The following is a 26,352-nucleotide window of genomic DNA, read 5'->3' as shown; positions in this document are numbered from 1 at the left end:
ACCAACACCAAAACGCGGATGCCAGCGAAAGCGAAAAACCAAAAACCAAAAACCGGCGACGCCGCGCCGCAGGCAAAAACCAAAAACCAAAAACCAAAAACCAAAAACCAAACCGGCGAAGCCCGCGCCACGCAGGCCAAACTCAAACTAGAACCTTATCGAGAGTAACAGGCAAATCCCGAACCCTCACGCCGGTAGCGTGATAAACGGCATTGCCAATAGCGGCAACAACGCCAGTGATGCCAATCTCCCCAATGCCTCGGGAGCCAAGCGAATTGATGAAAGGATCCGGCTCATCGAGCACCACAACATCGAGAGCGCCGACATCGGCATTAACCGGCACGTGATACTCGGCCAGATTCGCATTGATAAACCGCCCATACTGCGGATCGAGCAGGGTCTCCTCCTCGAGGGCCGCGCCGATTCCCCACACCAGACCGCCCATCAGCTGACTGCGGGCAGTCTTCACATTGAGCATCGTGCCGACGTTATAAACGGCGGTAATCCTGGCGACGCGAAGCGTGCCGAGATCCGCATCGACGTGCACCTCCGCGAACACGGCACCCCACGAATGAAACGAGTAGCGCTGCTTTTCATCGCCCGGTTTCGTGCTGGCCGCAGCCTCGACAGGCTGCCCGCCCGCGCGCGCGAGAATGGCCGCAACAGGATCGCGCTTCGCAGAGTCGGACCTGCTCGTCACCCAGCCGTTCTGCACACTCACGTCGTCAGGAGATAAGCCGAACACCGGCGAGCCATGATCCGCCAGCGCCATCGCGACGAGCTTGCCGCGCACCTGCTCGCACGCGTCGCGCACGGCAGGCGACACGCTCGCGACCGACTGCGAGCCACCCGACACGGGCGCCTTCGGCAGCGACGAATCGCCGAGCCCGAAGCGGATGTTCTCCGGCGCGATGCCGAGCGCGTCCGACGCGACCTGCGTCATCACCGTGTAGGTTCCCGTGCCGAGATCCTGCGTGCCCGACACGACCATCGCCGTACCGTCCGGCAGGATGCGTGCAAGCGCCGCCGCTTCGCTGCGATTGGCAGGATACGTGGCCGTGCCCATGCCAAGGCCGATCAGCGTATTGCCGTCGCGCATCGAACGCGGCTGCGGCTTGCGGCGCGACCAGCCGAAACGCTCCGCGCCGACGCGATAACACTGGCGCAACGCCTTGCTCGACCACGGCTTGTTCTCCTGCGGATCGCTTTCGGCATAGTTCTTCAGACGCAGCGCAAGCGGGTCCATCTTCAGCTGATACGACAGCTCGTCCATCGCCGTTTCGAGCGCCCATGAACCCGTCGTCTCGCCCGGCGCGCGCATGAAGGTCGGCGTGCCGACGTTCAACTGCACGAGGCGATGCGTCGTCACCTGATTCGGCACCGCGTACATCATCCGCGTGACCATGCAGCAGGTCTCCGTCCAGTCCTCGATCATCGACGTGTTCGAGAAACTGTCGTGCCGCATCGCGGTGAGCGTGCCGTCGCGCTTCGCGGCGATCACCATGCGCTGCTCGGTGTACGGCCGTCCGCCGACGGGCCCGAACATCTGTGGACGCTCCAGCGCGAGCCGCACGGGACGTCCCGTCTGCTTCGCAGCCATCGCGCACAGCACGACGTGCGACCACGCCGAGCCCTTGCAGCCGAAGCCGCCGCCGACGAACGGCGAGATCACGCGCACGTCGTCGGGCGACATGCCGAGCGTCTTCGCAACAGCCGTGCGCGTGCCCGTCACGCCCTGCGTCGAATCGTAGAGCGTCAGTTGCGGACCGTCCCACACGGCCATCGTCGCGTGCGGCTCCATCGGATTGTGATGCTCCATCGGCGTCGTATAGACGGCATCGACGCGCACCACGCCCGCCGCGAGCCCCGCGTCATAGTCGCCACGAGAAGTGTCGGTCTGCCGGCCTTGCGGCTTGTCAGGTGCGTGCGCGCCTGCTTTGGCCTGGGTGAAATCGAGCGCCGGCGGCTGGGCAGCGTAGGTCACGCGCAACTGACGCGCGGCATCGGTCGCGTGTTCGAGCGTATCCGCGACGACGATCGCGATCGGCTCGTTGCTGTAGTGAATCTGGTTGTCCTGCAGCAGCGACAGATGCCGCCCGGCAGGCGGCGCGAGCGTAGGGCGTCCGCCGTTCGGCAGACGCGGCGCGTTCTGATACGTCATCACGAGCAGTACGCCGGGCAATGCCGACGCGCGGCTCATGTCGATCGAAGCAATCGAACCGCGCGCGATCGCGCTCGTCACCAGCACGCCATGCGCGAGGCGCGCTTCGGGAAACTCGGCCGCGTAGCGCGCCTCGCCCGTGACCTTCAGCAGACCGTCGGTGCGGTCCAGCGGATGTCCAACGATCGTGCTCATGCGAAACCTCCCGCGCCGCTCGTGCCGAGCGCTGCCTGGTTCACCGCGCGCACGATCGCGTTCTGCGCGAGGCGCACCTTGAACGCGTTGTCGCGCAGCGGTCTTGCATCGCTCAACGCGGCATTCGCTGCGTTGCGCAGCGTCGCGCTGTCGAGCGGCTTGCCCGCGATCATCTGTTCGGCCGCCGTCGCGCGCCACGGCTTGTGCGCGACGCCGCCCAGCGCGATGCGCGCGCTGCGCACGGTGTTGCCGTCCATCTGCAGCGCGGCCGCGACCGACACCAGCGCGAACGCATAGCTCGCGCGGTCGCGCACCTTCAGGTAATGCGCGTGCTCGCTGTAGATGGGCGGCGGCAGATCGACGGCCGTGATCAGTTCGCCGGGACGCAGCGTCGTGTCGAGATCGGCACGCTCGCCGGCCAGGCGATGAAACTCGCCGAACGGAATCACGCGCTCGCCTTGCGGGCCGGTCACGCGTACGTTCGCATCGAGTGCCGCGAGCGCGACGCTCATATCCGACGGATTCACGGCAATGCATTGCGTGCTTGCGCCGAGGATCGCGTGCATGCGGTTGTGGCCGTTGATCGCGGCACAGCCGCTGCCCGGTTCACGCTTGTTGCAGGCGGTGAACGCGGTGTCGTAGAAGTAAGGGCAGCGCGTGCGCTGCATCAGATTGCCGCCGACGGTCGCCATATTGCGCAACTGCGCTGAGGCCCCCGCGACCAGCGCCTGTGTCAGCAGCGGATAGCGCTCGCGCACCAGCGAATGATTCGCGGCGTCGCTGTTGCGCACCAGCGCGCCGATCCGCAGCCCGCCATCGGGCAGCGTCGATACGGCATCGAGTCCTTGTATGCGCGTGATATCGACGAGCTTCACGGGCCGCGTCACGCCGCCCTTCATCAGATCGAGCAGATTGGTGCCGCCGCCGATGAACATCGTGCCCGGCTGCTGCGCGGCGCGCACAGCGCCCGCGATGTCGGCGGCGCGTTCGTAGGAGATCGCTTCCATGATGGTCTCCCCGTTACGCGACGTCGCTCGTCTTGATGACGAACGTCGTATAGGTATCGCCCGTGCCGCTGCCGACCGTGCCGCGATGAGCGGACTGCACGGCCGCGACGATGTTCACATACGCGCCGCAGCGGCAGATGTTGCCGCTCATGCGCTCGCGGATTTCTTCGTCAGAGAGTTGCGGCGGACGGCGCCGCACATCCGCTGTGACCGTGCTGGCTGCGCCGGCGTCGAATTCCGAGAGCAAAGCCGTCGCCGAACAGATTTGCCCCGGCGTACAGTAGCCGCACTGGAACGCGTCCTGTTCGATGAATGCGCGTTGCACGGGGTTCAGCGTGCCGTTGCTCGCGAGCCCTTCGATCGTGGTGATCCTGTCGCCTTCGTGCATCACGGCGAGCGTCAGACATGAATTGATGCGGCGTCCGTTCGCGAGCACCGTGCACGCGCCGCATTGTCCGCGGTCGCAGCCTTTCTTCGTGCCCATGAGTCCGGCGTATTCGCGCAGCGCGTCGAGCAGCGTCACGCGCGGTTCGAGGTGCAGCGCGTAATCGCGTCCGTTGATGTTGAGCTTGACGGGGCGCGGCGGCACCGTTGCGCGTGCAACCGGTTGTTGCTGTGGCGTTTGCGTCTGCGCATGAGCGTAGGGCGCGGCGCCCACGGCTGCGGCAGCCGCCGCCGATTGCAGGAAGCGGCGCCGTGCGGCGCTCGAAGGCGTGGCGTCATGCTCGTCGTGGCGGTTCGTGTCCGCGTCATGTTGCGAACACGAGCCCTGACAGTCGATGTGGTGGGACATGATGTTCTGCTTGCTCCGTGAAAGATCGATGCAGGCTTGCGCCGCATCGCAGCCGAAGCAGGCGGACGGTGCATGGCAAGCCTTGTCGTTGAGCAATTTCGATGCCGCTCGTGCGGAACATCACAGGAGCACGCGCACGCGCGGCGAACTGCTGCGAGTCTTCATCGTGGCATATCGGGCGTGGCGCAGCCGTGACGGGTAGATGGCGCGAAGATGGCGCCACGCTGTCTGTAGCGCCATGTGCGATCGTTCGCATGGAGCGCAGAATAAAAAACGCGCGTCGAACTTCGACGCGCGTTTTGCAAGAGCGTGCTGCGAATCAGGCTTGAGACCGTCAATCGATGCCGTGAAAGACAGCGTCGTCCGGTCCGAGATACGCGGGCGGGCGCCACGCGGCATCGCGCATCGAATGCTGAACCAGCTTCTCGACGCCGAGCAGCACCGCGAAGATCGCCATCCGCACGGGAATGCCGTTGTCGGTCTGACGGAAGATCGCGAGACGCGAATCGTGGTTCAGGTCGGTGCTCAGATCGTTCGCGCCGGGGCGGCTGTCGCGCGGCAGCGGGTGCATGATCAGCGTGTCCGCGCCGCACACGGTGTCGACGAGCGCCTGGTTGATCTGGAAGTCGGGCGTGTAGCCTTCGAACGATTCGTCGGCGAAGCGCTCCTTCTGGATCCGCGTCGCGTAGACGACGTCCGCGCCGCGCAGGCCGTTGGCGAGATCGTGGGTCTGCTCGACCACGTGACCGTTGCGCGAGATCTGATCGACGATGTACGCGGGCATTTCGAGCGACGGCGGCGAAATGAGCGTGAACTTGATGCCGCGATACAGCGCCAGCAGCTTGACCAGCGAATGCACGGTGCGCCCGTACTTCAGGTCGCCGACCAGCGCGATATGCGCACCGTCGACGATCTTGCCGAGACGCGAGAATTCGCGCTGGATCGTGTACAGGTCGAGCAGCGCTTGGCTCGGGTGCTCGCCGGGGCCGTCGCCGCCGTTGATCACGGGAATGTTGGTCGCGCGCGCGAATTCGGCCACCGAGCCCTGTTCGGGGTGGCGGATCACGAGGGCGTCGACGTAGCCGGACATCACGCGGCTCGTGTCGTAGATCGACTCGCCCTTCGCCATCGACGAAAACGTGAAGCCCGTCGTGTCGCACACCGAGCCGCCCAGACGGCAGAACGCCGCGCCGAAGCTCACGCGGGTCCGCGTGCTGGCTTCGAAGAACAGATTGCCGAGCACCGCGCCTTCCAGCACGCGCGAGATTTTCCGGCGGCGCGCGATGGGCTGCATGATGTCGGCGACGCGGAACAGTGCTTCGACGGCGTCGCGCGAGAACTGGTCGACGGACAGCAGCTGCGGCTTGCCCTCGAACAGCATCTGGCTGGCGAGCGACTGGGAATCTACGCTTTGCGTATGTTTTTCGGCGGGCGCGCCGTTGACGACGATCTCCGACACGAAGCGCTCGACGATTTCCGGCATCGCGCGCGATTCCTGCGAATCGTCGGGCAAGAGCCACGTGTCGAGCGCGCGCTTCGACACGCCGATGCGCGTCGCGAAGCCGTCGCGGGTGAGGTTCAGACGCCGCATCGCGTCACGGAGAAAAGCTTGTTGCGGGACGCTCATGGGCTGCCTCTTTTGGTCAGATGGATTGGTTGATATACGCGGTGCGTATATTAATTCGCCGAGCGAGGAAGTCAAGGAATTTCTCCGGTCGATGCGCCGCGTGCGGGTCGGATCTCAAAAAGGGCCGTTTCCGGTTACACTGCCGGACATGGAAAACGGCTCGATGCTCCTTCGTCGTGTAGAAACCGGTCTGCGCTCGCTGGCCGCACCGGCACGCGCCGTTTCCAAAGCCAAAAAACAGTTGCTCATCTGACCGGAGCCGCTGTTCCGTCAGATGTGCGACGGAACAGTCTTATCTAGCCCGGTTCTCGAAACTCCCGCTCCGATACTGCTTCCTCGCCGCTGAACGGTTCTCGTACGGTCGCGTTTGAGGTTAGTCATGTCCAATTTTTCGGGTATCTGGATTCCCCTTGTCACGCCGTTTTCCGCTGACGGCGCCGTCGACCATGCCGCACTGCGTCGCTTGATCGCGTCGTATGCCGAAGCGGGCATCGCGGGTGTCGTTGCGCTCGGCACGACGGGCGAGCCGTCGTCGCTCGATGCCGACGAACAGGAGGCCGTGCTCGCGACCACGCTCGATGCCGCCGGCGGCGCGTTGCCCGTGATCGTCGGCGTGTCGGGCAACAATGCCCGCAGCATGCGCGAGCGCGTGTTGCGCCTGAACGCGCTGCCGCTTGCGGGCCTGCTGATTTCCGCGCCGTACTACGTGCGGCCGTCGCAAGCGGGCATTGCCGATCACTTCGCGATGCTCGCCGACGCCAGCGAACAGCCCGTCGTGCTGTACGACATTCCGGCGCGCACGGGCGTGCGCATCGAACTGGACACGCTGTTGCAGCTCGCCGCGCATCCGCGCATTCAGGCGATCAAGGATTGCGCGGGTTCGCTCGACACCACGCACGCGCTGATTCTCGACGGACGGCTGCAGGTACTCGCCGGCGACGACATGCGCATCTTCGACACGCTTTGCATGGGCGGCAGCGGCGCGATCGCAGCGTCGGCACACATCTGGACGGAGCGCTTCGTCGCGCTCGATCGCGCGCTGAAGGCGGGGCATCTTGCTGAAGGGCGCGCGCTGTTCCATGCGCTCGTGCCGCTGATCCGCGCGTTGACGTCCGAGTCGAATCCCGCGCCCGTGAAGGCCGCGCTCGCGGCGCAGGGCATGCTGGCAGGTGTGTTGCGCGCGCCCATGACGCAAGCAAGCGAAACGTTGCGGGCGCGCTTGCAGCAAATGCTCGCGATGTGAAGCGCTTGCGACGATTCCGATATCGTCCAATTTGAGATGCGGCTCTGGCGGGTGGCGTGATAATGCGCGCCACCGTTTTCCGACATCTACGAGATCGATTCGTCATCCTGCGTATGCTGGTTCATTGTTACTTTGTGTTGTCCGCTGAGCGCACGCAGACATTTGCCGTACGCCGTGGATGCTTGCGGCAACATCGCGGGATCGCGACGAAGGGCGGCTGCTGATGTCGCCGATCTGGGGAACCGGCAGGAACCTGGCGAACGGCTCGGTGCGCTTCGTCACGCGGCGTACGGCGCTCACGATCGCCGCCTGTGCTGCCTGCGGCGGCGCGGCGCTGGCGCTGGCGGCGGGCATCGCGATCGGCCGCGATCATCCTAAGCTCGACGAGGCGGGCGGGAGCGGCGACAGCCGCGTCAGACTCGACTACACGATTACGGAACTCGGCAGGCTGAATGCGGCCATCGAACAAATGGATCCGCGGCTGACCCGGCTCGCGTCGCAAGTGGCGACGCTGCACGACTTCGAAACGCGCCTGCAAACCATCAAGACTTTGCCGCGTCCCGTGTTCGCGCCGCCCGTGCTGCCCACGAGCGATGTGCTGGGTGACGATGCAGGCGACGATGTGGTCGACGGCACGCCGAAAAAAGCCCAGGCGGCCGGGCTGCCGGCCAGACGTGGGGCGCGGCCCGCTGCGGATGAGAAGCATGAACCGTCCGGCAAGCCAGTCGACAAAGCCGACAAGGAAAGCGACAAGGCCAAAGGCAACGCAACCGACAAGCCAAACGACAAGCCAAGCGCCAAGCCAAACGACAAGGCCAGCGAAACAGCGGCGGGAGACGCCGAAGGCGGCCCTTCGCTGCCGCCGCGCCGCTGCGATGAGTCCATCGCGCATCCTGCGCGCGATGCCGGCGCGGTTCACGAGCAGATCGCCTGTCTCGCCGCGACGCTCTCGGCGCTCGAACAGGAGGTCACGCTGCACGTCGCGAACTGGGAGTCGTTCCCGGGCCGCATGCCCGTCGACGGCGCGCGCTTCGGCTCGCCGTTCGGCAATCGCATCGATCCGTTCACGCATCATCTGAGCTTTCATCCGGGCGTCGATCTCGTCGCGATGACGGGCACGCCGATTCTCGCCGCGGCGGGCGGCCGCGTGATACACGCGGGGCCGCAGGGCGGCTACGGCAACGCCGTGGAGATCGACCATGGCAATGGCCTGATCACGCGCTACGGGCATGCATCGAAGATCGCCGTGCAGGAAGGCGATCTGGTGTTGCCGCGCCAGCATATCGCCGATGTCGGCTCGACGGGCCGTTCGACGGGGCCGCATCTGCACTTCGAAGTGCTCGTCAACGGCGCGCCGGTCGATCCCACCGACTATCTCGCACTTTTCATGGGGCCATCGCATGGCTGATTTTTTTCGCCCGGGACGCCAGAGCGCCCGGGCCGTCACGCAAGGCACGTATGCGCTGCGGCCGGTGCGCTCGCGCGCGATGCGCGTCTTGACGTGGGTGTCGGTATGCGTCGCGTGCGCTGCGGCGGGCGCGGCAGCGATGTACGGCTACGCGACGCGCGCGAGGTCGGAGAGCGTGCCGTGCGTGGCGTCCACGTCGCACGACGGACTGGATGACGCGCTGGCGCGCGCGCAACTTGCGCTGAAGCAGGAAGGCGCTTCGCGCGCCACCGTGCAGCGCTCCGCCGACGCGCTCACCGCCGAAGTGCGCCAGCTCCAGGCGCAAGTGCTGTTTCTGCAGGGGCAAAGCCGCTCGCGCCATTGATGCGCGCGGCGTGTTTCAACTTCACTCGATACCGATTATGTTCAGCAAGAAGAAGTCACCCGGCGTTTCCCAGAACAAACTGGCGACGCTCATTGCACACGACGTGCACCTCACCGGCGACCTCGAGTTCAGCGACGGCCTGCGCATGGACGGCCACGTGAAAGGCAACGTCACGGGCAAGCCGGGGTGCGAGACGCTGCTGGTGCTGAGCGATCGTGGCTCGATCACGGGCAATGTGTACGGCTACGATGTGATCGTCAATGGCCGCATCACGGGCGATGTAATCGCCGATCACTTCGTCGAGTTGCAGGAGAACGCGCATATCACCGGCAACATCTACTACCAGCAATTGCGGATGGATGTGGGCGCGTCGGTCGACGGCAAGCTGACGCGCCGCGATGTGCTGCCCGCTGTCGCGAGTCCGCATATCGAGCCCGCGACGTTCGCGTTGCAAAGCCCGGACGAGGCGGGCGCGGGGCGCTGACCCCGCAAATGGCTGGTACGCCGGCGCGCTTCAGGCGGCCGTCATGCGCTCCTGAAGCAGTTCGCTGAAAGCGTCGGCCGTGAGCGGCCTGCCGAGCAGAAAGCCTTGCATCTCGTCGCATTGCAGGTCTTTGAGCTTGTCGAGTTGCGAGGCGGTTTCGACGCCTTCCGCGACCACGTCCATTTCCAGCGAGTGCGCGAGCGCGATGATCGCCTGCACGATCGCGCTGCCTTCGTGGCCGTCGGCATCGAGTCCGTTCGTGAAGAATCGGTCGATCTTCAGCTGCTTCACACGGAAGCGTTGCAGATAGGCGAGGCTCGAATAGCCGGTGCCGAAATCGTCGATCGAAATCTCGAAGCCGCTGTCCTGGAACTCCCGAATCATTTCCGTCGTTTTGGCCGCGTCCTGCATTGCCACCGTTTCGGTGATCTCGAACATGATCTGGTTGCAATCGACGCCTTCCGTATGCACGATCTCCAGCGTCTTCGCGACGAGATCGGGCTGCGTCATCTGGCGCGGCGACAGGTTGATCGCGACTTTCATCGACGGCAGGCCGGACGTTTCCCAGCGGCGGATCTGGCGGCACGTTTCGCGCACGACCCAATAGCCGATCTGCACGATCTGCCCCGAGCGTTCGGCGATCGGAATGAAGTCCATCGGCGCGAGCACGCCGATCTCCGGATGGTTCAGACGGATCAGCGCTTCCGCGCCCGCGACCTCGCCGCTGTCGCCGCGAAACTTCGGCTGGAAGTGCAGCGAAAAATAACCCTTGCCGAGCGCTTCGTGCAGCGCGCTCTGGATCTTGAGCGTGCGCATCGCGGCTTCGTTCATGTGCGCTTCGAAGAAGCGATAGGTGCTGCGGCCGCCGCGCTTCGCTTCATACATCGCGGCGTCGGCATGCTTGAGGAGTTCGTCGACGGATTGGCCGTCCTGCGGGTACAACGAAATGCCGATGCTCGGCATGACCTGCAGTGTCTGGCTCTGCGTTTCGATGCCCTTGCGCATCCGGTCGAGCACGGCTTCCGCCATCTTCTCGGCGTCCTGCGGTGCGCCGAGGTTTTCGGCGAGCACGACGAACTCGTCGCCGCCAAGCCGCGCGACGGTATCGACGTTGCGCACGCATTGCCGCAGGCTGTGCGAGAACGACTTCAGCACTTCGTCGCCGAAGGCGTGGCCGAGCGAATCATTGATGGTCTTGAAGCCGTCGAGATCCATGAACAGGATCGCGAAGCCGCGGCCATTGAGCTTCGACGCGTGAATCGCACGCTCGATGCGCTCGGTCAGCGTGCGGCGGTTCGGCAGATCGGTGAGCGTGTCGTAGGTGGCAAGACGCACGATCTGGTTGTTCAGCAACGACACGGAGCCGGCGAGGAACGTAGTGCGTGCGTCGAAGCGCGACAGGATCAGTGTGACGATCAGAATCGCGAACGTGAACAGGATGATCGTCGTCGCGAGCCATTGCGCGTTGACGCCGCGCGCGGCGCCGCAGATCGAGCCGGGCAGGAAGTCGGCGGCGGCCATGCCCGTGTAGTGCATGCCCGTGATCGCGAGGCCCATCACGCATGCAGCGCCCAGGCGCTTGAGCAGCACGCGATGCTGGCTCGAGTCGCGCAGTGTATGCGCGATCCACAGCGCGGCCATCGACGCCGCGATGGCAATGGCGATGGATACGGCGAAGAGGCCCGGACGATAGTGAATGCCGGGCTCCATCCGCATCGCGGCCATGCCCGTGTAGTGCATGCCCGCGATGCCGAAGCCCATCAGCACGCCGCCCGTGACGAGACGCGTGATGGAGAGTGTCGGACGCGCCACCTGGTAGAGCGCGAAGTACGACACAACCATCGCAATGCCGAGCGAGTAGCCGGTGATCGAGAAGTCGTAGCCGAGCGGGATCGGCAGCGAGAAAGCGAGCATGCCGATGAAGTGCATCGACCAGACGCCCGTGCCCATTGCCGCTGCGCCGCCTGCGAGCCACAGGCGGCGCAGGCGTGCCGATGCCATCGTCGAAATACGTCCGGCCAGGTCGAGCGCCGTGTATGAAGCCAGTGTTGCGACGGCGAGCGACACGACAACCAGACCCAGATTGTAAGTGCTCTGCATGTCAGTTCCGTCGCGAAAGGAGGTTCCCTCAACTGGTTATCGGCAGCATTATTAAAATATTGAGCAATTTTTTAAAGGGCCGGCTCGAAAAATTTATTGAAGCCTTTTTGAAGCCGCATTCAGTTTTTTTGAAGTCTTTCAACGGCATGTAATGACGTGAAGCGACCCGGAAGCGATTCGGCAGACAATTGCATGCCGCTCGCCGGCCTGGCTCAGGGTTGTTGTCGCATTTCTGTACAGCCGCTTGCCGCCTGCGTTTCCAGCGAGAAGCCTTCGTCGAGCCAGCCGGTCACGCCGCCGATCATGATCTTCACGGGCCGGCCGAGTTGCGCGAGCCGGATTGCGCCGCGTGTCGCGCCATTGCAATGCGGACCCGCGCAATAGGTGACGAATAGTGTATCGGCCGGATATTCGCGCAATTTAGATTGGGTGATCTTCCTATGCGGCAAATTGATCGCACCCGGAATATGGCCGCGCGCGAATTGCTCGGGACCGCGCACATCGAGCAGAACGAAGTCCGCGTTGCCCGATGCGAGGCTGTCCGAGACGTCCCAGCAGTCGGTCTCGAAGCGCAGAGACGATTCGAAATGCGCGAGTGCCGCTGCGCTGTCGGCGGCGGGTACCGCGCTGACGGTGGAGGGGGGCATGCGTGTTCTCCTGTTGTGCGTTGAAGGTGTGTCGATTATCGGCAGCGGCTCCCATTGGTGTAAGTGGCGTGATCGTCAATCTTCGGTAATATCACGCCATGCGAGATCACCTTGTCGCGGCGCTCGTCTATGACCGCCTGTGCACCTTCGAATTCGGCTGTGTGACCGAACTGTTTGCGCTTGATCGTCCGGAACTGGGCGTCGAGTGGTATCGCTTTGCCGTGTGCGCCGTCGAACCCGGTCCGATTCGCGCGGCAGGCGGAATCAGCGTCGCGGCGCCGTACACGCTCAGGATGCTCGATCGCGCGTCGACGATCGTCGTGCCCGGCTGGCGCGATCCCGATGAACGTCCGCCCGAGCCGTTGCTGAAGAAAATCCGCGCGGCGGTCGCGCGCGGTGCGCGCGTCTGTTCGATATGCTCGGGCGTGTTCGTGCTGGCGGCGGCGGGCGTGCTCGACGACAAGACGGTGACGACGCACTGGCGCTACGCGGACAAGTTGCAGCAGCGTTTTCCGCAACTGCGCGTGAAGCCCGATGCGCTTTACGTCGACGAAGGGCAGGTGATCACGTCGGCGGGATCGGCGGCGGGACTCGACATGCTGCTGCATCTCGTGCGGCGTGACTACGGCAGCGCGATTGCGAATCGCGTCGCGCAGCGGCTCGTGGTGCCGCCGCATCGCGAAGGCGGACAGGCGCAGTTCGTGCCGCGTCCGATGCCGCAGGACGACAGCAGCCGGCTCGCGCGTCTGATGGACTATGTGCGCGCGAATCCTGCGCGGGAGCATACGCTGGCGTCGCTTGCCGGGCAGGCGGCGATGAGTCCGCGTACGCTGCAGCGGCAGTTTCGCGATGCGACGGGAATGGCGCCTTACGAATGGCTGATTCGCGAGCGCGTGGCGATCGCGCGGGATCTCCTCGAATCGCCCGCCGATCTGCCGATGTCGCGCGTCGCCGAACTGGCGGGTTTCGGTTCCGAAGAGTCGTTGCGCCGGCACTTCAGGCGCATTGCGCTGACGAGCCCGGGTGCGTACCGGAAGAAGTTCGGCGCCTCGGGTGTGACGTAGCATTGGCGTTGCATCCTGTCGACGCAAACGGAGGCGTTCACATGGCAGCCGGTTCGAATCAGGCGCGTGACGGGGCAGTCGCGCGATTGCTGGATCGCGCGTTGAATCGCGACTCATCCGATACGGTGATGTTCGCGCGCTTGATCGGCGCGAAGATCGCGAGCGATGAACTGCTGCATCCCGGCTTGACGCGCGCTGCGCTCGACGCGCTGCTCTCGCGTCACTTTTCCCACGTCGCGTTGCCTCACGCCGCGCCCGAGCCCATCGCCGCGAGCGAGCATCGCGCATTCGTCGACGCGATGCACGCGATGCTGTTGCAACACGAGTCCTCGCTCGCGGCGACCGACGACGACGCGCAATGCCTCGCGACGATCATCGCGACGGCGTGCCTGCGTCCCGACCATCTGTGGCGCGACCTTGGCCTCGATGGACGCGACGACGTCACGGCGATCCTCACACGCCACTATCCGCGGCTCGTCGCGCGCAACACGGACGGCATGCGATGGAAGAAATTCCTCGCGCGCGAACTGGCGCTCGCCGAAGGCCGCGCGCCTGCGCCCGCACCGGGCTGCCCCGGTTGCGAAGACTACGGCTTCTGCTATCCGCCGGGTTGAACGCTTGTGCGTGGATCGAACGTAAGCGCAAACACAAGCGCGAACAGATTCGCGCAAACCCCAACGTAGAAACCCGAAGTTGAGCGGGACTCATACCCGGCATCAAAAAACATCGCTTCATCGGCGAAAAAAACGGACCCCACAATCGCGATGCCATGTCACGCCCCTGCGATGGCGCGGCGGGTCGCGCAAGCCGTGCGACCGATCACAACAAGATCCGAGACATTCGCACAGGAGACATTCGATGATGCGATCCATCAAGCTGCGCGCGGCCTTGTTCGCCGCCGTTACGACTGCCGCAACCTTCACGGCGGGCAGCGTTCATGCTGCCGACAGCAACGCCGCGAAACCCGGAAGCTGGTGCAGCACGGGCAAGACCGTGCACTTCGCGGGCATCACATGGGAGAGCGGCGCGTTTGCCACGGAAGTACTGCGGCAGATTCTGGAGAAAGGCTACGGCTGCAAGACGGACGTCGTGCCGGGCAGCACGGCTGCGACGGAAACCGCGCTCGCGCACAATGACGTGCAAATCTGGGCCGAGCAATGGACGGGTCGCAGCGAGATCACCGCGAAGGCGGTCGAGTCGGGCAGCGTGAAGCTCGTTGGCGATACGTTGCCGGGCGGCACGAAAGAGGGCTGGTTCGTGCCCGACTACGTGGTGAAGGGCGATCCCTCGCGCGGCATCAAGGCATCGGCGCCGGGGCTCGCGTCGGTGGCGGATCTGCCGAAGTACAAGAACGTGTTTAGCGACGACGAAGAGCCGAACAAGGGACGCTTTCTGAACTGCCCGAGCGGGTGGGACTGCGAGCGCGTGAATACGCGTCTGCTGAAGGTGCTCAAGCTCGATGACTCGTACACGAACTTCCGTCCCGGCACGGGCGCGGCGCTCGATGCAGCAATCGCGTCGGCCTACACGCGAGGCGCGCCGATCCTGTTCTACTACTGGGGGCCGGCCGCGTTGATGGCGAAGTACAAGCTGACCGAGCTGAAAATGCCCGCGTTCAACGATGCGTGCTGGCAGACGCTGCGCAACGAGAGCAGCACGCAGCAGTGCGCGTCTTCGTACATGGTGTCGCACGTGACGGTTGGCGCGTCGACGCCGTTCTACCACGCCGAGCCGCAACTGATGACGATGTTCTCGAAGGTCAAGTTTCCGATGGACTTCCTGAACGCGACGATTCTCGACATGAGCGTCAAGAAAATGGACGCATCGACGATGGCCGCGCAGTTCCTGCGCACGCATCCTGAGATGTGGAAGACGTGGGTGCCCGCCGATGTTGCGGCGAAGGTGCAGGCGGGGATGGCAGGCTGAGTTCGTCCGGCTCGAACGGGTGATGACGGCGGGGCGGTGCAAACGAAAATCCGCTGCGCCGCCGTCGTCATATAGAATGACGCGCTTTGCCCGTTCTCGCCATGTGGTTCAAGAATCTACAGCTTCACCGTCTTCCCGCTCCGTGGAAAGTGAGCGTCGAGCAAATGGAAAAGTGGCTCGCGCCACATGCGTTCCAGCCGGCCAACAGTGTCGAGACGACGCGTCAGGGGTGGACGTCGCCGCGCAATGACGGCTCGCTCGTCTATTCCATCAACAAGCAGATGCTGCTCACGTACCGCGCGGAAAAGAAACTGCTGCCCGCGTCTGTCGTGACGCAGGTGACGAAGGCGCGCGCGCAGGAACTCGAAGAGCAGCAGGGTTTCAAGCCCGGCCGCAAGCAGATGCGCGACCTCAAGGAGCAGGTCACCGACGAACTGCTGCCGCGCGCATTCAGCATCCAGCGCGACACGCGCGTGTGGATCGATACCGTCAACGGATGGCTCGTGATCGATGCCGCGTCGCAGGCGCTGGGCGACGATGTGCTGGGGCTGCTGGTCAAATCGGTCGACCGTTTGCCGATTTCGAGTGTGCGCGTCGCGCAGGCGCCGGTTTCCGCCATGACGGACTGGCTGCTGGCGGGTGAAGGCCCTGTCAATTTCACGCTGGATCAGGATACTGAGCTGCGCTCGCCTGCCGAGGGTAACGCGACCGTGCGTTATGTCGGTCACGCGCTCGAAGCGGAAGATATGCGCCGGCATATCGAGGCGGGGAAGCAGTGCATGCGGCTAGCGATGACGTGGAACGATCGTGTTTCGTTCGTGATGACGCCTTCGCTCACTATCAAGCGTGTGACTGCGCTCGATGTGATCAAAGAGGCGGGTGATCCCACCGCGCAGAATGATGATGAGCAGTTTGATTCTGATTTTACTTTGATGACTGGTGAGCTTGCCAAGTTGTTCGACGGGGTCGTCGAGGCGCTCGGGGGTGAGCTGGAGGACGGCGTTAAAGCTGCTTAATGTGCTTTTGGCTGCGAGGCAGTCGTTGTTTGGTTTTGGTTTTGCCTTCGGCCTTCTTCGCTGGCATCCGCGTTTTGCTTCTGGTTTGCTGGCGTTGCCCCTGTGCGGGGCGGCACCTACTTTTCTTTGCCGCGGCAAAGAAAAGTAGGCAAAAGAAAGCCGCTAACCCCGCCAGCCCGTGTTCTTGCCTGCGGGCCCCCAGCAGGTCCCGCACTCCACACGGTAACGCGCTATCTTCCGCCCGTTGCCAGCGCCTCGAACAGGCGCATCACCCACTCCAATCACCCGCAGGCAGCCAGCGGCAGCGACCCGTCCGCGCCGCCCAGGTGGCAAACTGTGTGTAGCTTGTCGCGCCGTATGCGTTGGCGATACTACGACACCGATCCGCTTTTCAGTCCGGAGTGGTGCACTTCCGTCGCGACGGCCTACACACAGTTTGCCACCTGGGCGGCCGCGAACGCCTGGTAACGCGGCCCGTGACGCGAGAGTGTGAAGTGGGTGATGCGCCTGTTCAGGGCGCTGGCAACGGGCGCAAACAAGCGCGTTGCCGCGTGGAGCGTAAGAACTGTTGGGGGCCCGCAGGCAAGCACAAGAATTGGCGGTGTTAGCCCGCTTTCTTTGCTTACTTTCTTTGCGGCGGCAAAGAAAGTAAGTGCCGCCCCGCACAGGGGCAACGCATGAATCACGACATGAAACCGCGGACGCCAGCGAAAATAAGGCGCTCGCCAGCAAAAAAAAACCAGAATGGCGACTAGCGTCGCAGACAAAAAAACCAACCCTAATCAAACATATTCCGAAACGCAACAGCAACAATAACAGGCACACACATCACGAGCGGGATGGCGAAGTAAGGCACTTCAAGATCGACATACCAGCTATAAACGAGCCAGCCAATCCCGGCACACAACGTGCCAATCCCAATCAGTGCGGTCAGCACGTTCAACAACGTGGGAGACGGTTTCCAGCGCGTCTTTTCTTCTTTTGGCGAAGGCGGGTTCATTGCAGCTCCGGAGCAGGACCGTTACGAGTTTCCATTCGTTCGATTCTACTCCGGCGGCCTGCACATGACGGAATGCGACCGCACCACACGCGCCGCGAGTGAAAGCACCCTGCAAGGGCAGCGCGAGCACCGTTGCGAGCGACCTTACTCAAATGCCTTGTCGTTCGGATTCTTGTACAACGTACGCAGGTTGTCGCTCATCGGGAAGTCGAAGTTCATGTTCTTCGGCGGCACGGGTTTCATGAACCACCTGTCATACATCGCGTCGATTTCGCCGCTCTTCATCACCTGCGCCAGCGTGTCATCGACGAGCTTGAGGAACGCAGGATCGCCCTTGCGCAGCATGAAACCATACGCTTCCGACGACTGCGGCGTGCCCACGATCACCCAGTCCGCAGGCTTCGCCGTCAGCGTCCGCGTGCCGGCAAGCAGCACGTCGTCCATCATGTAAGCGGCGGCGCGTCCCGTTTCCAGCGTCATGCGGCCCTCGCCATAGTCCTTCGCGCTGATGATCTGCATGCTCATCTTCTTCTCTTCGTTCATCTTGCGCAGGATGCGCTCGGACGTCGTCCCCTGATTCGTCACGACCGTCTTGCCGGCAAGGTCTGGAAAGTCCTTGATGCCCGAATCCTTGCGCGTGAGCAGCCGCGTCGTCGCGACGAAGAACGTGTCGCCGAACGCCACCTGGTTCTGGCGCGACGTGAGGTTCGTCGTCACGCCGCATTCGAGATCGACAGTGCCGTTCTGTACCAGCGAAATGCGGTTCTGCGACGTCACAGGAATGAAGCGCACCTGCAGGTTCGGCTTGTGCGTCTTCACCTTCACCGCATCGATGATGCGGTTGCACAGATCCTGCGAAAAGCCGATCACCTGATTGTTCGAATCGACATACGAGAACGGCACCGAGGTCTCGCGATGGCCGATCGCGATCAGATTCGCAGCTTCGATCTTGGCCAGCGTCGGCTGCGATTCCTGCGCCGTGGCGCCCGTCGTCGTCATCAGGCAAGGCGCTGCCACGCACAAGGCAAGCGCGAGCGAAGTCAGTCGGTTCATTGCAGGTCCCCAGGTTGAATCCGTTGAGTCGTCCGGACCGACATGCGCGCGGTCCGTAGCGTGTTTACGAATGTTGCCATGAAAAAAATAATGGCAACATATGTTTTAACCCTGGGGGGCTGCACTGCAATGCGCGCCGCTTACCGCGGTAAGGGATGTCGGCGCGACGTGGTGTGCGCCGACCAGGCAGAACGGCTTGCAGATGGGGAAAATCGTCAACGCACGAGGCCGATCACGAAGGTGCGGTGGTGCGGTACGACATCGGCGGCACGATCGCTGTCGGGCCGTTGCTTGTTTGCAATCGCTTTGGCTTCCGCCTTGCGTCGCTCGACGATGCGTTCCTTGATCCTGATGAGCTGGCAGAGGATCACGCACGCATCCTTTGGCTCGCCGCGTGCGATCGAGTACATCAGCAATTGTTCGTCGGCCTTGGTGAAGGCACCCGATATTTCTTTGAGCAGCTCGGCGCAGGTGATGGGGTCCTGGATCACCTCGTTACCGACTTCGTTCGGCGAGCGTGTCGCGCATGAGGTGTCCTGCGGTGCGGTGTATTGTGAGTGCATGATTCACTCCGGTGAGAGATCACTCTGCTTCGCGCTCGGCGAGGCGCAGAAGCGTCTGGACGCGCAGCTCGATGGCTTTGACATCGAGGCCTTCAAAATTCGTGCGCTGTTCCAACGCACAGAGATATCGACGCAGAACGCTGGGTGCGTCTCTGCGTCCCGCCAGACGTTCGACGAGGTGGATTTCGTCGATGGTGGTCCAGCCGCACGGTGTCGACATATTCGCCGCCGCCGTCTCGAAGCGGCTTTTGAGGTCGCTTTCGAGCGCGTCTGCCAGCTGGGTCAGGATGTGATGCCTGATGGTCTCCGGCGCGATTGCACATTCATCGGCCGCTTCGTGACGCGCCTTGTCGATCAGGCTTTCGACGGTAGTGCGTTTTGCGCGAGATTCCTTGAGACCCCGGTCGAGCAGCATCGCGATTCGCCCGTAGATCGAGACTGTCTGCGCGTGTGAAATGCGGTTCGCAGCTTCGATCTGGCGCGCCTGCTTGATCAAGCCGCCACGAGAGAGCCGGCCGCTCGAAATGGGCCGCATCACGCCGCGTCTGCAAGCACCGCAGTCCTTTCCATTGCCGCTATTCGGTGTCGACATGCCACAACGAATGCAGCGGTAGATCTGGTACATGGCTGTTTCCTTCCAGAATCAGCTTCCAGCAGACGATCAACGTGTCGCTTGGTTTCTGGTTTGCTTTTGCGAGTTCCTGATCGCGCGGGGCGGCGATTCACAGTGGACACCAGTCATCGAGACTTCGGCGCAACCTGAGTTGCCCAGAACCTCGTGGTGTTGTGCGAATCTTGATCGGATAAATTTCAGGGCAAACCTATCCGTTTGGGCGGGATGATGGGGGGGCCTGTTTTAACCCATTCTTCTGCTCGTCGCAGTCGAATGGACAACGCGGACGGCCCTATATATCAGCGGCAGTGTGGAGAGCTATTAGACATACGATTACAACGCGATTGCGTGGCCGGCTCGCGCGAAGAACAGCAAATGAGCGCGCGTATCCGCAGCGTCAGTACCAGGGCTTGTCGTCGAGCGACGAGCCTGTGATCTTGACGATGAAGTCGAGAAACGCGCGCACCTTTGCGGACGGATGACGTCGCGAAGGGTAGAGCGCGTAAAGTGGGAAGCGCTCGTCGGGCCAATCGGGAAAGAGATCGACGAGCCGGCCGCTGTCGAACAGCGGTTGCGTGCCGAGCGCCATGATCTGGGCGATGCCGTGACCGGCGAGGCAAGCGCCATGCATCGTCGACACGTCGTTGACCATCAGTCTGCCGCGCGCGTCGATGATGACTTTTTTGCGCGGCCGGTGAAATTCCCATACGAACGGCCGTCCCGTTTCCGGATCGCGATACTGGATGCAACTGTGCGGCTCGCGCTCGAGGTCGGTCGGCTTGAGCGGCCGGCCATATTTCTTCAGATAGCCCGGCGATGCGGCCGTCACAATGCGCGTGTCGAGCAGTTTGCGCGCGATGAGCGTCGATGGACGCGGCTCGCCGAAACGCACCGCGACATCGAAGCCATCGGCGACCATATCGCCGGCCTGATCGCGCGTGATCAGGTCTAGATTCAGTTCAGGGTAGCGCGCGACGAACTCGCCCACACGCGGACTCAGCACGATTTTCGAGAAGAACGGATCGACGTTGACGCGCAGCCGCCCACGCACGGCCGTTGCGCCCCCGGCTGCCGACGCGGCTGCTTCTTCGAGGCCGTCCATCAGCGGGACGATCTGCTCGTAGAGGCGCCGGCCTTCGTCGGTGAGCTTGACGATGCGCGTCGTGCGATCGAACAGGCGGATGCCGAGCCTCGCTTCCAGCCGTGCGACCGAGCGGCTCACGCCCGATTGCGACATGTCGAGCCGCTCGCCCGCGCTCGCGAAGCTGCCGCTTTCGACGATCGCCGTCAGCACGCCCATGCCGTTGAGAATCCGTTCGTCGAAGGACATCGTGCGCTCCTGCGTTTTGTCTGGATGCCATTGTGTCATGAATCAAATGACATTCATGTCATGGTATCAAGTGCCTGCGAGGCCCAGAATCAATCCCGTTGCAGGTCATTCATTTGAACGGGAGTACGCAGATGTTCGCTGTTACAGGGATTACGGGGCAGGTTGGCGGTGTAGTTGCGAATACGCTATTGACGCAGGGCCAGGCGGTGCGGGCGGTGGTGCGCAGCGAAGCAAAGGGTGCATCGTGGGCCGCCAGGGGGTGCGAGGTGGCGCTTGCGGATATGCATGACGCGGATGCGCTGCGGCGTGCGTTCGAGGGCGTCGAAGGGGTGTTCGTGCTGTTGCCGCCAGTCTTCGATCCGTCGCCGGATTTCGCCGAGTCGCGTCGGACTATTGCGGCGTTGCGTGAAGCGCTGAGCGCGGCTCAGCCGTCGCGCGTGGTGGTGCTTTCGACGGTCGGTGCGCAGGCGACGCAGCCGAATCTGCTGAACCAGCTTGGACTCATGGAGCAGGCGTTGCGCACGCTGCCGATGCCGGTCGCGTTTTTGCGCGCTGCGTGGTTCTTCGAGAACTGTGTGTGGGACGTCGAGCCCGCACGCGCGGACGGTGTGATTCCGAGCTTTCTTCAACCGCTCGACAAGCCGGTGCCGATGGTCGCCACTGCTGATATTGGCCGCGTGGCCGCGGGATTGCTGCAGGATTCCTGGGTGGGGGTACGGGTCGTTGAGCTGGAAGGTCCTCGACGTGTGACGCCGAACGAAATTGCTCATGCGTTTGCGGTCGCGCTGGGGCGCGAGGTGCGTGTGCAAGTCGTTCCTCGCGAGGAGTGGGAGCCGTTGTTTTGCTCACAAGGCATGCAGAATCCGCTGCCGCGGATGCAGATGATCGATGGGTTTAATGAAGGATGGATCGAGTTTGAATCGCCTTCGGCGGTGGTCAAGGGTAGTGTCACTCTGGAACGGGTGATCGGCCAGCTACTCAAGGGGTAGTGCCTTCTCGGCGCGGGCTTCGCCGGTTTGGTTTTTTGCCTGCGGCGCGGCGTCGCCGGTTTTTGGTTTTTGGTTTTTCGCTTTCGCTGGCGTCCGCGGTTTCATGTCGTGATTCATGCGTTGCCCCTGTGCGGGGCGGCACTTACTTTCTTTGCCGCCGCAAAGAAAGTAAGCAAAGAAAGCGGGCTAACCCCGCCAGTGCTTGTTGTTGCCTGCGGGCCCCCGACAGTTCTTACGCTTCACGCGGCAACGCGTCCGTTTGCGCGCGTTGCCAGCGTGCTAACTCACGCATCACCCGCTTCACACTCTCGCGTCACGGGCCGCGTTACCAGGCGTTCGCGGCCGCCCAGGTGGCAAACTGTGTGTAGGCCGTCGCGATGGAAGTGCACCACTCCGGACCGAAAACCGGGATCGGTGTCGTAGGATCGCGAACGCATGTGGTGCGATTACCTACACACAGTTTGCCACCTGGGCGGCGCGGACGGGTCGCTGCCGCTGGCTGCCTGCGGGTGATTGGAGTGGGTGATGCGCCTGTTCGAGGCGCTGGCAACGGGCGGAAGATAGCGCGTTACCGTGTGGAGTGCGGGACCTGCTGGGGGCCCGCAGGCAAGAACACGGGCTGGCGGGGTTAGCGGCTTTCTTTTGCCTACTTTTCTTTGCCGCGGCAAAGAAAAGTAGGTGCCGCCCCGCACAGGGGCAACGCCAGCAAACCAGAGACATAGCGCGGATGCCAGCGAAAAAAAACGCTCGCCAGCAAAACCCCCAAAATCGCGACTAGCGTCGCAGACACAAAAAAAAATCAAGCAGCGACACCCACATCAGCGGCCGACGGCCACAACAAAACCGGAATTGACTTGGATGTAGGCGTATTACATACATCAGCGGTGCTGGACAAAGGCACGAGCGGATTCGTCTCAGGATAGTAAGCCCCAAGACATCCACGCGGAATATCATACTCAACCAGCAAGAACCGCTCAGCACGCCGCTCGATCCCATCATCCCAGATGGTTTCCATATCGACCCAGTCACCAGCCCTGAACCCAAGCATCGCAATGTCAGCCGCGTTGGCAAACACAACACGACGCTGGTTATACACACCACGATAGCGATCATCGAGCGCGTAGATAGTGGTGTTGTACTGGTCATGCGAACGCGTGGTCATCAACGTCATCGCACGCTCGCCGTGCAGCTTCTTCGCGCGTTGGATCGGCGTGTCGCGCTGAATCTGATGCACGACGAAATTCGCCTTGCCCGTGTCCGTCTTCCAGTCGCGCTCACGCGACGCAACGCGCAGATGGAAACCGCCCGGCTGAGCAATGCGCTCGTTGTAATCGTAAAAGCCGTCAATCGACCATTCGATCGCATCGCGAATCTTCGCGTAATCGTTCGCATAGCCGAGCCAGTCGACCTTCGCGCTGCCAAGCGTCGCATGCGCGATCTGCGCAACGATGCGCGTCTCCGACACGAGATTTTCCGACGCCGGTTGATTCATCCCATACGACACATGCACCATGCTCATCGAGTCTTCAACGGTCACGCCTTGTGCGATGCCGTTCTGCAGATCAATTTCAGTGCGGCCGAGCGTCGGCAGGATCAGCGCTTCCTTGCCATGCACGAGATGGCTGCGATTCAGCTTGGTCGTGATGTGCACGGTCAGGTCGCACGCACGCAGCGCGTCCCACGTGCGCGGCGTGTCCGGCGTCGCGATCGAGAAATTGCCGCCGAGTCCGATGAACACCTTCACGTGGCCTTCCAGCATCGCTTCGATCGTTTCGACCACGTCGTAGCCGTGACCGCGCGGCGGCTCGAAATCGAACACCTTGCCGAGTCGGTCGAGAAACGCGTCCGTCGGCTTTTCCTCGATGCCGATCGTGCGGTTGCCCTGCACGTTCGAGTGGCCGCGCACCGGGCACAAGCCCGCGCCGAGCCGGCCGATATTGCCGCGCATCATCATCAGGTTCGACAGCATGTGCACCGTCGCCACCGAATTCTTGTGCTGTGTGATACCCATGCCCCACGTCGAAATCACACGCTTGCCGTTCACGTAGATGCGCGCAAGATCTTCGATGTCTTCACGCGGCACGCCTGCTTCTTCGACCAGCGCGGCCCAGCTCTCGGCGCGCAGATCGGCGGCGAACGCCTCGAAGTTGGCCGTGTGCTCTTCGAGAAACGCAACGTCGAGCACGCGCTCCGCATTCTGTTCGACGGCGAGGTCGTCGAGTTCCAGCACGCGCTTCGCGACGCCCTTGATGAGTGCAAAGTCGCCGCCGATCTTCGGCTGGATGAAGGTCGACGCGATCTTCACGCCCGACATCGTCATCATGTCCGTCACGTGCTGCGGGCTCGCGAAACGCTCCAGCCCGCGCTCGCGCAGCGGGTTGATCGACACGATCGTCGCGCCGCGCTTCGCGCATTCGCGCAGTTCGCCGAGCATGCGCGGATGGTTCGTCGCGGGATTCTGGCCGAAGATCAGCAGCGTGTCGGCGTGCTCGAAGTCCTCGAGTGTCACCGTGCCCTTGCCGATGCCGACGGTCGTCGGCAGGCCTCGGCTCGTGGCCTCGTGGCACATGTTCGAGCAGTCGGGGAAGTTGTTCGTGCCGTACATGCGCACGAACAACTGATACAGGAACGCGGCTTCGTTGCTCGCGCGGCCGGATGTGTAAAAGGCGGCGCGATGCGGACTGTCGAGTCCTTTCAGATGCTTTGCGATCAGTCGATACGCGTCATCCCACGAAATGGATCTGTACTTGTCCGTGAGAGGATCGAACACCATCGGATCGGTCAGGCGGCCGTGCTGTTCGAGCGTGTAATCGTCCTGCTTCATCAGTTCGTCGACGGTGTGCTGCGCGAAGAATGCGGGCGTCACGCGTTTGCTCGTCGCTTCCGCTGCGACGGCCTTCACGCCGTTTTCGCAGAACTCGAACGTCGACGCATGCTGACGATCAGGCCATGCGCAGCCCGGGCAGTCGAAGCCGTCCGGCTGGTTCTGTTTGAACAGCGTCTTGTACTTTCCGCCGGCAACCTTCTCCTTCATCAGGTTGAGCGCGACGTACTTCAATGCGCCCCAACCGGCGGCAGGCCCTGTGTACGGTTCGATGCGGCCAGGCTTGGTGGTCTTGTCCATGTCTTTGCGTGCGGTATGACGTTACGTTGATGCTAGGGTAGTGGGGAATACGCGTAGCCGGTGTGTACACAAGGTGCGAAAGAAAAAGAGTACAGTTTCGACTGTTATCCACCTAAATGTCCCGTTGCGGTGAACTGTGCTCAAAAATTGGGCGCCGTGCCCGTCGGCTGTGCGTGAGGCAGAGGCAGCGATTGAAGCTCTACGAAGAACTGGCGAAGGAAATCGAAGGGCAGATCCGGCGCGGCGTGTTCCGTCCCGGCGAGCGCGTGCCGTCTGTGCGTCAGACCAGCCAGCATCGGCAGATCTCGATCACGACCGTGCTGCGCGCGTATCTGATGCTGGAGAGCAAGGGGGTCATCCAGAGCCGTCCGCAGTCGGGTTACTTCGTGCGGCTCGGCGCGAACGATGCGCCGCCGCCCGTGCAGGAGCTGGACGTCTCGAAGCCGATCGCCGTGTCGGCGCAGGTCGACGTGAGCCGGCTCGTGCTGTCCACCCTGCGTTCGATCGGCAGCGATGAGGCCGTGCCCCTCGGCTCGCCCTATCCCGATCCCAGTCTGTATCCGTTCCAGAAGATCAACCGCTACGCGCACGCGATCGGGCGGCGCAAGACACAATGGGGCGTCACCGACGAGTTGCCGCCCGGCAATCCCGACCTGATCCGGCAGATTGCGCGGCGCTATCTGGAGAACGGCATCGCCGTCGATCCGAACGAGATCGTCGTGACGGTCGGTGCGACGGAGGCGATCAACCTGTGCCTGCAGGCCGTCGCGAAGCCGGGCGATACGGTGGCCGTCGAATCGCCCACTTTCTATGCGATGCTGCACGCGATCGAGCGCATGGGCATGCGCGCGATCGAAGTGGCGACGCATCCGCGCGAAGGCATCGATCTCGGCGCGCTCTCGCAGATACTCGACAAACGCAAGATCGCCGCGTGCATGGTGATGCCGAACTTCCAGAATCCGCTCGGCTTCCAGATGTCCGACGAAAAAAAGCGCGAACTCGTGAAGCTGCTCGCGCGGCACGATGTGCCCGTGATCGAAAACGACGTGTATCACGAACTGTACTTCGGCGAGGTGCATCCCGGCGCGCTGAAAAACTTCGATAAAAAAGGACTCGTGCTGCATTGCGCGTCGTTTTCGAAGACGCTGACGTCCGCGTACCGGATTGGCTGGGCGATGCCGGGCCGCTACCGCGAACAGGTCGAGAAGCTCAAGTTTCTCAACACCTTGACCACGCCGTCGATTCCGCAGCTGGCCATCGCCGAGTATCTGAAGCAGGACGGCTATGAGCATCATCTGCGCAAGCTGCGCAAAGGCCTCGCGCAGCGCGCGAAACTGATGACCGCGATGGTGACGCGTTTCTTTCCCGAAGGCACACGCGTGTCGCATCCGATGGGCGGTTACGTGCTATGGATCGAACTGCCGCCCACCGTCGATTCGATGCAGATATACAAGCTCGCGCTGGAACACGGCATCACGGTCGGGCCGGGCTATATGTTCTCGACGACCGACGGGTACAGCCATTGCATCCGCCTGAATTACAGCTATGCATGGTCGCCGGAAATCGAGAATGCGCTGGTGACGGTCGGCAAGCTGGCGGCCGCCAGCTCGCGTCAATGAGCAGACGATGAACAGCGAACGAGGAG

Annotated in this window: 25 protein-coding genes; 12 read left to right on the top strand and 13 right to left on the bottom strand. The window is 62.9% G+C overall.

From position 1 onward, the window contains the following. The first annotated feature begins 18 nt into the window (after positions 1 to 18). Entirely contained in the window at positions 19 to 168 is a 150-nt protein-coding gene (locus G3N95_RS16365; RefSeq protein ID WP_205971122.1) for a hypothetical protein, read from the top strand. Here the strand turns inward: G3N95_RS16365 and G3N95_RS16360 are convergent. The 4 genes from G3N95_RS16360 to G3N95_RS16345 all read right to left on the bottom strand — a co-directional run bounded on the left by G3N95_RS16360 (position 143) and on the right by G3N95_RS16345 (position 5,783). After that, on the bottom strand, positions 143 to 2,356 hold the full coding sequence (locus tag G3N95_RS16360; RefSeq protein ID WP_205971121.1) for a xanthine dehydrogenase family protein molybdopterin-binding subunit: 2,214 nt from the start codon (positions 2,354 to 2,356) through the stop codon (positions 143 to 145). The genes G3N95_RS16365 and G3N95_RS16360 overlap by 26 nt on opposite strands. Then, a complete protein-coding gene (locus G3N95_RS16355) occupies positions 2,353 to 3,363 on the bottom strand; it encodes a xanthine dehydrogenase family protein subunit M (protein ID WP_205971120.1) in 1,011 nt (336 codons plus the stop codon). The genes G3N95_RS16360 and G3N95_RS16355 overlap by 4 nt, the downstream gene beginning before the upstream one ends. Before the next feature lie 13 nt (positions 3,364 to 3,376). Further along, positions 3,377 to 4,156, bottom strand: coding sequence for a 2Fe-2S iron-sulfur cluster-binding protein (locus tag G3N95_RS16350; RefSeq protein WP_205971119.1), 780 nt, complete (start codon positions 4,154 to 4,156; stop codon positions 3,377 to 3,379). 334 nt (positions 4,157 to 4,490) lie between these two features. Continuing rightward, positions 4,491 to 5,783: an aspartate carbamoyltransferase gene (locus tag G3N95_RS16345; RefSeq protein WP_201656863.1), complete on the bottom strand. Its 1,293-nt coding sequence runs from the start codon at positions 5,781 to 5,783 to the stop codon at positions 4,491 to 4,493. Here G3N95_RS16345 and G3N95_RS16340 point away from each other — a divergent pair. The 5 genes from G3N95_RS16340 (at position 5,782) to G3N95_RS16320 (ending at position 9,282) form a co-directional block, all read left to right on the top strand. Next, positions 5,782 to 6,036: a hypothetical protein gene (locus G3N95_RS16340; RefSeq protein ID WP_205971118.1), complete on the top strand. Its 255-nt coding sequence runs from the start codon at positions 5,782 to 5,784 to the stop codon at positions 6,034 to 6,036. The genes G3N95_RS16345 and G3N95_RS16340 overlap by 2 nt on opposite strands. Positions 6,037 to 6,162: 126 nt before the next feature. Further along, complete coding sequence (dapA, locus tag G3N95_RS16335; protein ID WP_205971117.1) at positions 6,163 to 7,026, top strand: 4-hydroxy-tetrahydrodipicolinate synthase; 864 nt, start codon at positions 6,163 to 6,165, stop codon at positions 7,024 to 7,026. 223 nt (positions 7,027 to 7,249) lie between these two features. Further along, positions 7,250 to 8,434, top strand: coding sequence for a M23 family metallopeptidase (locus tag G3N95_RS16330; RefSeq protein ID WP_205971116.1), 1,185 nt, complete (start codon positions 7,250 to 7,252; stop codon positions 8,432 to 8,434). Then, positions 8,427 to 8,798: a hypothetical protein gene (locus G3N95_RS16325; protein WP_205971115.1), complete on the top strand. Its 372-nt coding sequence runs from the start codon at positions 8,427 to 8,429 to the stop codon at positions 8,796 to 8,798. Before G3N95_RS16330 ends, G3N95_RS16325 begins: the two co-directional genes overlap by 8 nt. Before the next feature lie 37 nt (positions 8,799 to 8,835). Continuing rightward, positions 8,836 to 9,282 (top strand): polymer-forming cytoskeletal protein, encoded by a 447-nt coding sequence (locus tag G3N95_RS16320; protein ID WP_205971114.1) that lies wholly within the window; start codon positions 8,836 to 8,838, stop codon positions 9,280 to 9,282. Between the two features lie 30 nt (positions 9,283 to 9,312). Here G3N95_RS16320 and G3N95_RS16315 read toward each other — a convergent pair whose 3' ends face one another. Both G3N95_RS16315 and G3N95_RS16310 read right to left on the bottom strand, forming a co-directional pair. Beyond that, positions 9,313 to 11,382: an EAL domain-containing protein gene (locus tag G3N95_RS16315; protein WP_205971113.1), complete on the bottom strand. Its 2,070-nt coding sequence runs from the start codon at positions 11,380 to 11,382 to the stop codon at positions 9,313 to 9,315. A gap of 212 nt (positions 11,383 to 11,594) precedes the next feature. Continuing rightward, on the bottom strand, positions 11,595 to 12,029 hold the full coding sequence (locus G3N95_RS16310) for a rhodanese-like domain-containing protein (RefSeq protein WP_205971112.1): 435 nt from the start codon (positions 12,027 to 12,029) through the stop codon (positions 11,595 to 11,597). Between the two features lie 98 nt (positions 12,030 to 12,127). Here G3N95_RS16310 and ftrA point away from each other — a divergent pair, with 98 nt between their 5' ends. From ftrA to G3N95_RS16290, 4 genes are all read left to right on the top strand, one after another. Continuing rightward, positions 12,128 to 13,093: a transcriptional regulator FtrA gene (ftrA, locus tag G3N95_RS16305; protein WP_205971111.1), complete on the top strand. Its 966-nt coding sequence runs from the start codon at positions 12,128 to 12,130 to the stop codon at positions 13,091 to 13,093. A gap of 41 nt (positions 13,094 to 13,134) precedes the next feature. Next, entirely contained in the window at positions 13,135 to 13,707 is a 573-nt protein-coding gene (locus G3N95_RS16300; protein ID WP_205971110.1) for a nitrogen fixation protein NifQ, read from the top strand. Between the two features lie 244 nt (positions 13,708 to 13,951). Continuing rightward, entirely contained in the window at positions 13,952 to 15,019 is a 1,068-nt protein-coding gene (locus G3N95_RS16295) for an ABC transporter substrate-binding protein (RefSeq protein ID WP_205971109.1), read from the top strand. A 101-nt stretch (positions 15,020 to 15,120) separates the two neighbouring features. Then, a complete protein-coding gene (locus G3N95_RS16290) occupies positions 15,121 to 16,035 on the top strand; it encodes a recombination-associated protein RdgC (RefSeq protein ID WP_205971108.1) in 915 nt (304 codons plus the stop codon). Between the two features lie 778 nt (positions 16,036 to 16,813). Here the strand turns inward: G3N95_RS16290 and G3N95_RS16285 are convergent. From G3N95_RS16285 to G3N95_RS16265, 5 genes are all read right to left on the bottom strand, one after another. Further along, positions 16,814 to 17,035: a hypothetical protein gene (locus G3N95_RS16285; RefSeq protein ID WP_201656897.1), complete on the bottom strand. Its 222-nt coding sequence runs from the start codon at positions 17,033 to 17,035 to the stop codon at positions 16,814 to 16,816. 144 nt (positions 17,036 to 17,179) lie between these two features. Next, complete coding sequence (locus tag G3N95_RS16280; RefSeq protein ID WP_205971107.1) at positions 17,180 to 18,088, bottom strand: glutamate/aspartate ABC transporter substrate-binding protein; 909 nt, start codon at positions 18,086 to 18,088, stop codon at positions 17,180 to 17,182. Between the two features lie 215 nt (positions 18,089 to 18,303). Further along, entirely contained in the window at positions 18,304 to 18,579 is a 276-nt protein-coding gene (locus G3N95_RS16275) for a hypothetical protein (RefSeq protein ID WP_205971106.1), read from the bottom strand. A 91-nt stretch (positions 18,580 to 18,670) separates the two neighbouring features. Further along, positions 18,671 to 19,276, bottom strand: coding sequence for a hypothetical protein (locus tag G3N95_RS16270; RefSeq protein WP_205971105.1), 606 nt, complete (start codon positions 19,274 to 19,276; stop codon positions 18,671 to 18,673). A gap of 385 nt (positions 19,277 to 19,661) precedes the next feature. Next, complete coding sequence (locus G3N95_RS16265; protein WP_205971104.1) at positions 19,662 to 20,594, bottom strand: LysR family transcriptional regulator; 933 nt, start codon at positions 20,592 to 20,594, stop codon at positions 19,662 to 19,664. Positions 20,595 to 20,725: 131 nt separating this feature from the next. On the opposite strand from G3N95_RS16265, the gene G3N95_RS16260 reads away from it, so the two are divergent. Next, a complete protein-coding gene (locus G3N95_RS16260; RefSeq protein WP_205971103.1) occupies positions 20,726 to 21,583 on the top strand; it encodes an NmrA family NAD(P)-binding protein in 858 nt (285 codons plus the stop codon). On the opposite strand, the gene G3N95_RS40875 is transcribed toward G3N95_RS16260, so the two are convergent. After that, positions 21,569 to 21,700, bottom strand: a complete 132-nt coding sequence (locus tag G3N95_RS40875; RefSeq protein ID WP_277398015.1) for a hypothetical protein — start codon at positions 21,698 to 21,700, stop codon at positions 21,569 to 21,571. The two genes, G3N95_RS16260 and G3N95_RS40875, sit on opposite strands and share 15 nt — an antisense overlap. 682 nt (positions 21,701 to 22,382) lie before the next feature. Further along, positions 22,383 to 24,707 (bottom strand): FdhF/YdeP family oxidoreductase, encoded by a 2,325-nt coding sequence (locus tag G3N95_RS16255; protein WP_205971102.1) that lies wholly within the window; start codon positions 24,705 to 24,707, stop codon positions 22,383 to 22,385. 191 nt (positions 24,708 to 24,898) lie between these two features. Between G3N95_RS16255 and G3N95_RS16250 the strand changes: the two genes are divergently transcribed. Further along, complete coding sequence (locus G3N95_RS16250; protein WP_205971101.1) at positions 24,899 to 26,326, top strand: PLP-dependent aminotransferase family protein; 1,428 nt, start codon at positions 24,899 to 24,901, stop codon at positions 26,324 to 26,326. The last annotated feature ends 26 nt before the right edge of the window (positions 26,327 to 26,352 follow it).

The sequence above is a fragment of the Paraburkholderia sp. Tr-20389 genome (assembly GCF_017104565.1).
In the GTDB taxonomy this organism is placed as follows: Bacteria; Pseudomonadota; Gammaproteobacteria; order Burkholderiales; family Burkholderiaceae; genus Paraburkholderia.
This window is presented reverse-complemented; position numbering and strand designations above follow the sequence as displayed.